General features: G+C 61.8%; 9 protein-coding genes and 1 tRNA gene. 5 read left to right on the top strand and 5 right to left on the bottom strand.

Annotation, left to right across the window (positions count from 1 at the left end):
• The coding region (gene bcp / locus IRZ31_RS07880; RefSeq protein ID WP_297152046.1) for a thioredoxin-dependent thiol peroxidase at positions 1-511 on the top strand (511 nt) is incomplete at its 5' end.
• Between the two features lie 96 nt (positions 512-607).
• On the opposite strand, the gene IRZ31_RS07875 is transcribed toward bcp, so the two are convergent.
• Positions 608-1,453, bottom strand: a complete 846-nt coding sequence (locus IRZ31_RS07875; RefSeq protein WP_297152044.1) for a hypothetical protein — start codon at positions 1,451-1,453, stop codon at positions 608-610.
• Between the two features lie 360 nt (positions 1,454-1,813).
• Here IRZ31_RS07875 and IRZ31_RS07870 point away from each other — a divergent pair, with 360 nt between their 5' ends.
• Complete coding sequence (locus IRZ31_RS07870) at positions 1,814-2,452, top strand: hypothetical protein (RefSeq protein WP_297152041.1); 639 nt, start codon at positions 1,814-1,816, stop codon at positions 2,450-2,452.
• 87 nt (positions 2,453-2,539) lie between these two features.
• Positions 2,540-3,094, top strand: a complete 555-nt coding sequence (locus IRZ31_RS07865; protein ID WP_297152037.1) for an acyl-CoA thioesterase — start codon at positions 2,540-2,542, stop codon at positions 3,092-3,094.
• Between the two features lie 7 nt (positions 3,095-3,101).
• Here IRZ31_RS07865 and IRZ31_RS07860 read toward each other — a convergent pair whose 3' ends face one another.
• Positions 3,102-4,457: an MFS transporter gene (locus IRZ31_RS07860; RefSeq protein WP_297152034.1), complete on the bottom strand. Its 1,356-nt coding sequence runs from the start codon at positions 4,455-4,457 to the stop codon at positions 3,102-3,104.
• A gap of 349 nt (positions 4,458-4,806) precedes the next feature.
• Here IRZ31_RS07860 and IRZ31_RS07855 point away from each other — a divergent pair, with 349 nt between their 5' ends.
• The gene (locus tag IRZ31_RS07855) at positions 4,807-5,661 is read left to right on the top strand and encodes an SDR family oxidoreductase (protein ID WP_297152031.1); all 855 of its coding nucleotides are present in this window, start codon (positions 4,807-4,809) and stop codon (positions 5,659-5,661) included.
• Between the two features lie 125 nt (positions 5,662-5,786).
• Here IRZ31_RS07855 and IRZ31_RS07850 read toward each other — a convergent pair whose 3' ends face one another.
• From IRZ31_RS07850 to IRZ31_RS07840, 3 genes are all read right to left on the bottom strand, one after another.
• Positions 5,787-7,979 carry a hypothetical protein gene (locus IRZ31_RS07850; RefSeq protein WP_297152028.1) on the bottom strand — a complete coding sequence of 731 codons (2,193 nt, stop codon included), beginning with the start codon at positions 7,977-7,979 and terminating at the stop codon, positions 5,787-5,789.
• Positions 7,980-8,224: 245 nt separating this feature from the next.
• Positions 8,225-8,320 (bottom strand) — tRNA-Sec (locus IRZ31_RS07845).
• A gap of 172 nt (positions 8,321-8,492) precedes the next feature.
• A complete protein-coding gene (locus IRZ31_RS07840) occupies positions 8,493-9,164 on the bottom strand; it encodes an HAD family phosphatase (protein WP_297152024.1) in 672 nt (223 codons plus the stop codon).
• Between the two features lie 221 nt (positions 9,165-9,385).
• Between IRZ31_RS07840 and IRZ31_RS07835 the strand changes: the two genes are divergently transcribed.
• On the top strand, positions 9,386-10,741 hold the full coding sequence (locus tag IRZ31_RS07835; RefSeq protein WP_297152021.1) for a phenylacetate--CoA ligase: 1,356 nt from the start codon (positions 9,386-9,388) through the stop codon (positions 10,739-10,741).
• Positions 10,742-10,858 lie beyond the last annotated feature (117 nt).

The following is a 10,858-nucleotide window of genomic DNA, read 5'->3' as shown; positions in this document are numbered from 1 at the left end:
GATGAGCGAAACCATAGAGCGCGTTGTGCTAGAGGAGGGCCAGCCAGCCCCCGACTTCACGCTGCCCGTCGTGGGCGGCGACGAGGCCAGCGGTGATCAGCTGCATCTGGCTGATCTACGCGGGCGCGTCGTTGTGCTCTACTTCTATCCGAAAGACAATACTCCAGGCTGCACCACTGAAGCCTGCAACTTCCGCGATATGCATCCTGAGTTCCGTCGGCGCGGCATTGCCGTCCTTGGCATCAGCGCCGATGAGGTAGATTCGCATCGCGACTTTGCCGAGAAATATCATCTACCTTTTCCCCTACTCGCCGACGTGGGGGCTGTAGTCGCGCGCCAGTACGGTGCCTATGGGGAGAAGACCCTCTACGGTCGCAAGTACCTCGGGGTTCAGCGTATGACCTTCCTCATCGATCGCGACGGGGTCATACGCAAGATTTGGCGCAGCGTCAAGCCAGATGGACATGCTCAGGAGGTGCTGCGCGCTATCGAGGAGCTGCAGCTCGCCTGACGCTCTCTGACTGAACCTGGCTCGGCTCGACTCTGACATGATTGCCCCGTGCTTGTCGAGCCGCCGGCCCCAGGCAGGGGTGGGCACTCCGTGGTGCTATTGCCTCTGCTCTGGGGGGCAGCAAATCTGGAGCTGGCGCTCGACGCGTTGCAGAGCACGAATGTCGTGCAGGCCCTCGACCAGGTAGACCAGTCGCTCGCAGAGCATGCTCCCGTGGAGGCTGATGTCGCGCAGGGAGGAGGCGAAGCTCCAAAGGAGCATAAGCCAGCGCTGACTGGCTTCGTGGCCAGACTCCAGTGGCCGCACTCCTTGATCGGGGGTGGTCAGGCTGGTGAGCAAGTCGTGCTGCAGGCGGGCGAGATGGCAGCGAAAGTAGCGCTGCCGTCGCCAGAGGCGCTGGGCCTCCTGAGTGTCTCGACGGGCTAGGGCTCCAACACTGGCTGCTGTCAGCGCGCTGGCTTGCTGACCAAAGACAGTGAGGCGCTCGAAGAGGGTCGCCACCAGCAGCGCCGAAGCGGCGGAACTGTTAGGGCCGCCTTGTGCTCTGCTAACCGCTAGCGGCGCTGGGTTCGAGAACTGGAGCCAGCGGAGGAGACGGGCCAGCTCGCGCGTCTCTTCCGCTAGCTGCAAGAGCGTGCTCACAAGCAGGGGTAAAGAGCAGAGATAACGACGCTGGCTCTCACTCTGGGCTAATTCCTCGCCCGACACTGCTAGCCAGCGTCCAATCTCTTCCTCAATGCTCTGCCCAAGAGCAATTAGCTGGGGATCGCTCTGTTGCAGCGCGCTGGCAAGTGCAAGGTCCACGCTAGCTACCGCCGTCAGAGCCAGTCTGAGTCGCTCGCTGGTCAGGGAACCCAACTGAACCAGGCGAATCCAGGTGGCTTCCAGGGGAGAAACAAGCAAAGGAGCATCTATTTCACGCATCATCTTCTGTTTAGACATAGTCGATCTGCCTCCTGTTGAAATCAGGCTGTGGTTGAGGTAATCTCTGGCCCTCGCGGGAACGGCCCTGTCCTGGAAGATAGGACTGGCAGCTCTCAGCGAAGACACAGCGAGTGCGTCGATTCTCTCACTCGGAGCACAACTGTGGTATCGGTGATGAGATGGGAGACAAACCGACCCACAAAATGCGAAGGAAGAAGCGTTATCTTCGGCATGAAAGGAAGCCGAAGACGGGCACAGATGGGCCACATGCCTGGTCCGCTCTGAGCCTGGCTGCTATAATAGGCGGTGCGTCAAACTGAGCAGTTTGCGTGCCGATCCTAAGCGGGCAAATATCTACTGTGGAGGAACTGCCCGGTCATGAAGAACCTGATCAAACAGCTGACGCGCCTCTTCCTGGGAGCGGGTTGCTCCTTGATCTTGGTAAGTGTCTTGAGCGCCTGCAATCTCTTTGGCGGCGCGGGAAGTGCTCCAACGCCGACACCAACAAGCAAGCCGACCGCAGTCTCTAGTGCTATCTCGGTGGTCAATCTTGTCAGCTATCGCGGCGATGGCTATGTCATCGGCTATCCCCACGGCTGGAAGGTTGACACCAGCAAGCCAGGCTTCACCACCTTTTCTGATCCCCAGGGCATCGCCTATCTCTCGGTGCATGTCCAGCCCAATCCGAACGGTGTCATCTCAGCGCAAGAGCAGGTCTCGGTGGGTCTGCAGCTTTTCCGTTCGCAGGTCACTCACTATCAGCCGGTCAGCGTCGCCCCGACCGCGAGCGTGGCCGGAGAACAGTGGAACCAGGGAGCGGCCACCGGTGACCTGCGTGTTGAGGGCCAGTCGAATCCAGTCACGGTCAAAGTCGTTGTCCTGGCCGCCAACCATCCGGCGAACTCGCCCCAAACCCAGGGCTTTACCATTGCCTACGCCACTGCCCAGGAGATCTTCGAGCTAGCTGATCAAGGGGAGTTTCAGCCGATGCTGCGATCTTTCGCCTTCACGAGCTGAAGGCGCGGAGAGGCTCCCCTCTTTGAGAGCACCAGGGTTGAGCCGAACGAACCCATCGGCCACCAATAGACGGAGTGAAAGGAGCACATGGAGCTGTTCGACAAGGCGAAAGAGCGAGCGACCTCGCGTCCGGCGATCGACAGCAGCCAGGGACATACCATCGCCTACTCACGTACCACCAGCAGCCGTCTCATGGGAGTCCTCGACGCCAATGCCAATGGCAATGTCCACGGCGGCGTCATCATGCGTATGGTCGACGAGGCGGCGGCGGTGGTTGCCATCAAGCACTCGCACCGCAACGTAGTCACCGCGCGTGTTGAGCGTTTTGACTTCCTCGCGCCGGCCTATTTAGGAGACGTCGTCTCAGTGCACTGCGAGCTGCAGTATGTGGGGCGTACCAGCATGGAGGTCGGCGTGCGCGTCACGGCGGAGGACCCCCTGACTGGCGAAGTGCGGCACGTAGCCAGCAGCCGGGTGATCTACGTAGCTCTCGATGAACAGGGCAAACCCACGCCAGTTCCCCCGCTTGTCCCCGGTGACGATGAGGAGCGTGCCATTATCGAGCGGGCTCGGCTGCGTCGTCAACGAATGCAGAAGCTCGAAGAGGAGCTGGCGAAACTGGAAGAGGGCAGCAGCGGATAAGGCCGGGCTACGAATCAGGGGCCTTGGCCTGATCGCTGGGGGACATCAGCGTCGGCGTCTCGGGCCTCGACGGCTCATCCAGGAAATGCACATCGTGCATCAAGAAACGCACTGCGACACTGCCCAGCAGCACCAGGGCCCCGATGCCGCAGAAGAAGGTATCCACCGGACCAAAAGCCAGGCCAAGCACTCTGCCCCGGAAATCGTGCAGTACGGTGCTCACCAGAGACCCGGCCAGAGCAGCGCTCAGGACCGAAGCCAGGCTACCCGCTGGCGTGAGGACCGCTGTCACGCGACCAACAAACTCACGGGCCGTCAGCCGCAGTACCAGCGGCTCGACGGCCACATTCACAGCGATCCAGGTTGCGCCTACCAAAAAGATCAGTGCGAAAGCCGGGCCGGCACTGGTCATGCGTGCCAACAGCAGCGTGGTCAGCCCCAGTGCGAAGGTCGCACTCCATAGCAGACGCGCTAGACCGAGACGATTGGCGATCAGTCCGGCGATCAAGGCGCCAGCGATAGCTCCCAGACCGAGTACTGTGCCCAGCGGGCCATAGAGGTTCGGCTGGGCATGCAGGTTGTCAGTCACAAAAAAGATGGCCAGGGCATTGAGGGCCCCGAAGGCGCTCATGCTCAGCAAGCTGGCCAACAGAACGGCCAATAGCCCGCGGCTGCCGAGCAAAACCTGCAGCCCGGCGCGGAAGTCCTGGCTGAAGCTAATGTGGTCGCTCTCCTGGCGCTTCTCGACCGGGGCGCGGATCATGGCGATGGTCAGAAATGAAACGGCGAAAGAGAGGGCATCGGCGATCACGGCCCACTGGATACCGAAATTGAAGACCAGCAGTGAGCCAATGGCAGGCCCGACGATAACGGAGAGACCCATCGTCGCCTGGCTCAGGCTCGTAGCTCGTGCCAGGTCCTCTGGTCCGACGATGTCGCCGATCAGCGCCAGGCGTGCGGGATTAAAAAACTGGCCGCAGCTTTGGTCGAGCAGCACCACAGTATAAACGGCTCCGAGCTGCCAACCGAGTGGTGGTTTCAATTCACCGAGGAAGGGCACGGTAGGAGCAAGGACCCAGGCCAGGCAGCTGGTCAACGCCATGCGCAAGCCGTCGGTGCGCAGCATGGTCAACCGTCGCGACCAGCGATCGACGAAGACGCCAGCCAGCGGGCCGATGATCGCCACTGGCACATACTCAGCGATAAAGACCCCACTGACTGCCACCGGTGCCCAGGAGCGCCCTCGCCCCAAATCGTTAGCGATCCAAAGTACAAGCGCTGCTCCTAGAATCACGTCGCCCAGGTTGGAAATGGCCTGACCGAGCCAGAGCAGCGCGAAATTGCGATTGACCAGGATTTTCATCGACGGTCATGAGAACCAGGCTGATCGTGCTAGAGGGGAACGATGATCTTGAATTGACCCCGCATGCCAGCGCTACTATTCTCTAAAGAAAGAGAGCGGGCACCTGTGTCTCACGGCGCCGGGTCGGGCCTGGCAACGACTGCCGGCTGCTGAGTCGGCGGGAGCGGCTCGGGCGCCCTAGCCTCTGCTTCCTATCTGCTGGCCGACCTTCCTCTCTACAGCCTGTCACAGCAATGGGAGCGCTGTCAAGGTGAACGGCGCTCAGAGGCAGGTGGAGGGGCCAAGTAGTAGAAGAGGAACGAGCAGGCAGCTATTGTCTAGCGAAAGGTGCAAAAACAGGAGGATTCTCTTGGCATACCACTATCGTGGCAAGACAGCCCTGATTACGGGGGCTTCATCGGGTATTGGCCTCGCATTTGCGCAAGCCCTGGCGGCGCGTGGCATGCAGCTTATCCTCGTGGCGCGCTCGGAGGAGCGTCTGCGGCAGCTCGCCAGTGAGCTGCAGGAGCGGCATGGTATCCAGGCCGAAGTCATCGTGAGCGATCTCAGTCGTGAGGGAGCAGCGACCCAACTGGCCAGCGCTGTCCGAGAGCGTGGCCTTCACGTCGATCTGCTCATCAACAACGCTGGCTTCGGCACCTATGGTCCCTTTGTCGAGCAGTCTCCCGAGCGCGAGCATGAGGAGATCATGCTCAACGTGGCGGCCCTTGTTGACCTCACCCATGCGCTGCTCCCCGCGATGCTGGCCAGGGGTGAGGGGGCCGTCATCAATCTGGCCTCACTGGCGGCCTTCCTGCCCATTCCCCACATGGCCGTCTATGCCGCTACCAAAGCCTTCGTGCTCTCCTTCAGCCATGCGCTTGGGGCCGAATATCGGCGCCAGGGACTGCGGGTCCTGGCCGTCTGTCCTGGTCCCGTCGCCACCAACTTCTTTGCTGTCATCGGCACCTCACAGGAAGACATGCCTGGTGTCATTCTCTCCCCTGAACAGGTGGTAGCTGCCAGTCTCCACGCGCTGGAGCGGGGACGTAGCCAGGTCGTCCCGGGACTGCTCAACAAGCTGATGGCCTTCGGCTCCCATCTGGTGCCACGGGCGCTGGGAGCGCGTGTCGCTGGCAGCTTCCTGCCCCGTCGCACGCAACCCGGCAGATCTGCCGCCGGCGGCCACTCGCTCTCCTCGACGCCTGAACCACAACCGCACTGAGCTGGCTAGAAACAAAGCTTCCCCTGGCCCTATCCCAGGAATGACAAACAAAGGAAGAGCGTCTATGATGGGCTGCGCTGTGGTGTCCGCTGGGGTGTGCCCTGTCGCTCTTCCTTTGCACTACGCTACTCCTGGCCGAGCGGTGTCGCGATCTCACCTTCTGGCGAAGGAGCCTGCGCGGGCGAAGCTGCGCTGGTCGACTCAGAGACCAGCACAGCGCGCGATCTGTGCGGCCAGCGCGGGAAGGTGCGAGGGAGGCGCCCCTGCCGATAGAGCTGCCAGCCGGCCAGCCAGAGCAGCAGCGCCAGCAGGCCGAGCGCAGAAAAGGCCGCGCCGCGCGGCACCGAGGCAGGCCGGTAGAGGTAGCTGAGCGTATGCGTACCCGGTCCGACGCGGATAGCTGGCATCAGGCCGGTGAAGCTCTGCACTGGCACGCGCTGCCCGTCGAGTAGGGCGATCCAGCCTGGGTAAGCTGTCGTGGCCACCACCAGATAGCCGCCGGTGGCGCTGGTCACGCGGAAGCTCTGCTCATCGTCCTGCAGGCGCAGCAGCTGGATCGTCGCCGGCAGAAGCTGGTAATGGTCCAGGCTTGGCAGTTGGCCATTTGAGCCGGGACGCAGCAAGTAAGCCGGTCCGGCGTCCAGACTATTGCGGTAGAGGAAGGTCCCATCAATCTTGCTGACGAGGAGCAGATGGCTGTCTTGGAGCGGGCGCTCTGAAACCAGCAGCGTGACGTGCAGCAGGCCGAGGAGACGCGGGTCAGGGTGGACCCAGGGAGCATCGTAGGGAATCCGCTGCTGATAGCCGGTACCATAGTACCCACCGGCGCGGTCCATATACTGGACATAAGCGCCGACCAGCAGCGGATCAGCTCCATCAGCCAGGCGCAACTCCAGCTCAGCCGCCGTCAGTTGGGGAATATTCTCCTGCACGCCATAGATACGTCCATTACCGGCTAATTGCTGCGCCGCCAGAGCGACCCGCGAGGGCCTCGTGATGAGGCTCACTGAGCCAACCTGCGAGTAGTGCTGATCGAGAAGCACCAGATTGGTGGCCACCAGAGCCATCAAGAGTACTCCCGCGCCCAGGCTTGCGGCCCGGCTCAGCCGCCGTAGCGCCTGGGTCAGGGTGCTGGCGCCCAGGCCAGCCAGCAGCGCGAGACCCAGCAGGCCCAGAAACCAGATGCGGGCCAGACCGCGGAAGCGGTCGAAGTCGGGCAGAAAATGCTGGACCACATGGTAGACCTTCGAGGACTGCCCCATTGCCAGACTGGCGACCAGTACCACGGCCAGCGCCAGCAGCCAGGCTTTACGTACGCGGCTGGCCGTGCCGAAGGCCGCCAGGCAGAGCACGCTCAGGCCCGGGGCAATCATGTCCTCCCAGGTCAGCCAGCCCGGTGGCGGCTCGTTCACCAGCGAGTGGAGAAACTGCGTCAGCGTAATCTGATCCTTGGTATGTAGAGCATAGGCCCGTGTCGAGTAGCGCATCAGTTCTAGCAACGGCAAAAGATGGACGCCGGCCAGGGCCATGCCCAGGCCGCCGGCTGCAAGCAGACAGCCGGCTGAAAGCAGGGCCGGACGCCAGCCAGTCTGCCTCAGACGCTGTAGCAGGAACCAGAGCGAGACAGCGGCCAGCATCAGCAGGCCGTAGTAGGCCATCTGCGGATGCCCGGCCAGCAAGGTCATAGCCACGCAGACGGCCAGGGCCGGGCCCCAGCGCAGTGGCTGCCGGATGGCTGCCCAGGCGGCCAGCGCCAGCCAGGGGTACCAGCAGACCGTCTGCATAATTGTCACATGACCGGCCCCCAGATGGCTGATCAGGCGAGGCGTGGCCATATAGCTCACCGCTGCCACCAGTGCCGGCCAGCGCGGCAGCGCGAGAACGCGGCGCGCCAGCAGCAGTGTCCCCAACCCCGCCCAGAAGAAATGCAGAGTCATTAATACAAAGAAGTAATTGCGCAGTGAGAAGAAATGTACCAGTTGTGTGGGTGGATAGAAGAGAGCTGCCAGGGGATCGGCGCCCAAGGGCAGGCCACCGCCGAAATAGGGATTCCACAGTGGAAGGCGATGCGCCTGAGCAACTGTGCGCTGTAGCTCCAGAACCATCGGCCAGTGGCTCACCACGAGATCACTACCGGGCCAGGCGGCCACCAGCTGGTCGTCACTCGCTGGGGCGGGCCACTGGATCAACAGCGCCACCACCAGCAGTAGCGCCACCTGACCAGCTCCAACCAGCCAGCGCTGTAGCCGTGGCCCGAGTTTACCAACTCCCCTTGATGCCTGCTGCAGATGCCGTAAAGATAGCTGGAAATAGCCCATTGCTTTCTACGCCTTTCTTCTTACAGGCATTTCTGTAGATAGAGAGACGCTTGGAAAGGGGTAAACGTTCCTCCGCAGGATTCAGAACGACTTGTAGCGAGAAGGGTATCAGTAGGCGATAAAACTGGCCAGAGGATGAAGAAACGGACGAGGTGGGCAGGCCAGAGGGTCAGACAGTCAAGGGGAGGTTCGCCCGGCGGCAGAGGCAATGCGGCATGGAGCTGCGGAGCAAAGGAAGAAGGAGACAGAGGTGTATGGGAGTCGAACCCACCAGGGACCGCGCGCAGCGACCCCCCAACCGTTTTGAAGACGGCGAGGCCCACCGGGACCCCTACACCTCCATAGTCGTCAGGCGCTGACGGAATGAAGAAAGCCAGGAGAGACGAGGAAGAAACCTCGTCCCGCCTGAGTGAGAGTATAGCCGATTGCGCAATGAGCTGCAAGCCCGTCTTGCGCCTGAAGGCCCACCAGGAGACCGGGCGAGCGGGGCCAGCGCCTTCAGGGGCTGGACTCTCAAGAGGCAGGAATCAAAGCACGCAGGCGCTCTACAGTTACCTCAGTGAGCGAGCGCACTACCAGATCGGCCTCGTGCAAAGCCTCCGGCTCGCGCGTGGTTGCGACCGCCAGGCAGCGCATGCCTGCGGCGTGGGCCGCTTCAATACCGGCGACGGCATCTTCAATGACCACGCAGGTGGAAGGAGGCACCTGCAGCGCTTCGGCGGCCTTCAAAAAGATATCTGGGGCTGGCTTGCCGCGCTCAACCATTTCCCCCGAAATCAGGACCTGCAGATAGCGCTGCAAGCCCAACAACTCGCTGATCAGCGCGATATTCTCCGGGGGGGTGGACGAGGCCAGCGCCTGTGCGATGCCGGCCTCATGCACGGCCTGGAGTAGCTCTAGTGCTCCCGGCAGTGCCAAACTCTGAGGATTCTGGCGCACCAGCTCACGAAAATAGGCTTCCTTGCGCTCCGAAAGAGCGCGAACCCGTTCGGGGGGCATCTCTCCCCAGAGCAGCGGGATAATGCGATCGTTGCGCATCCCAAAGGTCGCGCGGAACTCCTCCTCGCTCAGCGTCCACCCCTCCTCTTGAGCCAGGCGCTGCCAGGCCCGGAAATGGGCCTGCGCGCTATCGATAATCACCCCATCCAGGTCCCAGATCACGGCCCGAAGGCCCTGTTCAGCCATAGAAAGACCCCTTGCTCCTTCCTCGCAAAACAGATGAGTTAAGAATAAAGGGGGAAGAGAGTACCGAACGTGGCGCTGCTTGCTCGGCCCTTCCCCTGCAGTGTTTCGCCAGACATGATACCATATCATCTGCCTGGCCTGCCTATCCAGGTGGGCCAGCGCTCTCGCTTGCATAGACGCCTACAGAGAGCAATGATAGAATAGTGGCGGAGGTGCTGCCCATGAGCGATCGGAAATATTTCAACGAAGAGATCGAAACCCTGCCCCGCGAGCGCCTGCGTGCACTCCAACTGGAGCGCCTGCAGGCGGTTGTCACTCGTGCTTATAGACAGAATCCGTTCTATCGTCAGCTCTATGATGAAGCTGGCGTCAAACCAGAAGATATTAAAAGCCTCGAAGATATTCAGAAGCTGCCTTTTCTTGAAAAGAAGAGCGTGCGCGCTGCTTACCCTTATGGTATGGCGATGGTGCCGCCCGGAGGCGAGCAGGGCGCCTTAGAGGTGCATGCCACCAGCGGCACGACCGGCAAGAGCGTGCCCGTCTTTGCCACGCGGCGCGATCTGCAGAACTGGGCTGAATTGAACGCCCGCGAACTCTGGATGGTTGGTCTGCGTCCCGGCGATATCCTCTTGAACTGCTACGGCTATGGGCTGCCGACCGGTGGCTTTGGCTTCCACTATGGCGCCCTGGAGATGGGCGTCATGGTCATCCCCATGGGATCAGACGCGCGCCAGTACGAGCGCATCTTTGAGTTTATCGTCGACTTCGGGGTCAGCGCTATGTGTATGACCCCTTCTGTCGGCCTCTATCTGGGGCGCAAGGCGCGCGAGCTGGGCATCGATTTTACGCGCACCAGGCTGCGCATCGGCCTCTTCGGGGCTGAACCCTGGCCCTGGGAGACACGTCTGAAGCTAGAAGAATACTTTCACATCACAGCCTACGATGAGTTTGGCATGACCGAGTTTCTCGGGCCGGGCATGACCTGCGAGTGCCAGGAGCGCAACGGTATGCACGCCTGGGCCGATACCTTCCTGGTCGAATGCATCGATCCCGAGACCGGCGAATGGGTGGAGGAAGGTCAGGAAGGAGAGCTGGTCTGGACCTGGCTCACGGGCGAGGGGACGGCCATGATTCGCTACCGCAGCCGCGATCTCTCGCGTCTCTGGTGGGAAGAGCGTTGTCCCTGCGGACGCACCCATCCGAAAATTGGAGCTATCAAAGGGCGCACCGATGATGCGGTCTCCATTCGCGGTCTGCTGGTCTTCCCCAGTCAGGTAGAGGCGGCTCTGCTACGCTTTTCCGAGACCGGCACGAACTTCCGCATCATTGTCGATCGCCACGATGGGCTGGACACCTTCCTGCTCAAGGTCGAGGTTAAGGAGCGGCAGCTATTGGAGCAGAACGAGCGCTGTCAGGAGCTGGCCCGTGCGATGGCAGAGGCGGTCAAATCGATCACGGGCAATACACCCAAGGTGGAGTTGGTGCCGCCCGATAGCCTGCCGCGCGCTACCGGCGGTGAGTCGAAGACGGCCAGCGCCCGGGTAGAGGACCGGCGGAAGCTGCATGCTGGCGCCTAGCTAGCCGGGTCATCGGAGCGGCATGCGCCACGCTTGCGGTCTGCGGTGTCCCTTCTCGTGGCCCCTCTGGGGAAAAACGCTCCTCGGTGCTCCGTTGCCTGCCAGACCGTTGGCGTA

Origin of the sequence: Thermogemmatispora sp. (assembly GCF_019683635.1) — a bacterium.
Taxonomy (GTDB): domain Bacteria; phylum Chloroflexota; class Ktedonobacteria; order Ktedonobacterales; family Ktedonobacteraceae; genus Thermogemmatispora.
The sequence above is the reverse complement of the archived record's forward strand: the minus strand, read 5'-3'. Positions and strand labels throughout refer to the sequence as shown.

What these genes read in the sequence shown, in the direction of transcription:
- IRZ31_RS07875 (WP_297152044.1), bottom strand. Translation starts at nt 1,453, where the DNA reads ATGTCTAAACAGAAGATGATGCGTGAAATAGATGCTCCTTTGCTTGTT.
- IRZ31_RS07870 (WP_297152041.1), top strand. Translation starts at nt 1,814, where the DNA reads ATGAAGAACCTGATCAAACAGCTGACGCGCCTCTTCCTGGGAGCGGGT.
- IRZ31_RS07865 (WP_297152037.1), top strand. Translation starts at nt 2,540, where the DNA reads ATGGAGCTGTTCGACAAGGCGAAAGAGCGAGCGACCTCGCGTCCGGCG.
- IRZ31_RS07860 (WP_297152034.1), bottom strand. Translation starts at nt 4,457, where the DNA reads ATGAAAATCCTGGTCAATCGCAATTTCGCGCTGCTCTGGCTCGGTCAG.
- IRZ31_RS07850 (WP_297152028.1), bottom strand. Translation starts at nt 7,979, where the DNA reads ATGGGCTATTTCCAGCTATCTTTACGGCATCTGCAGCAGGCATCAAGG.
- IRZ31_RS07840 (WP_297152024.1), bottom strand. Translation starts at nt 9,164, where the DNA reads ATGGCTGAACAGGGCCTTCGGGCCGTGATCTGGGACCTGGATGGGGTG.
- IRZ31_RS07835 (WP_297152021.1), top strand. Translation starts at nt 9,386, where the DNA reads ATGAGCGATCGGAAATATTTCAACGAAGAGATCGAAACCCTGCCCCGC.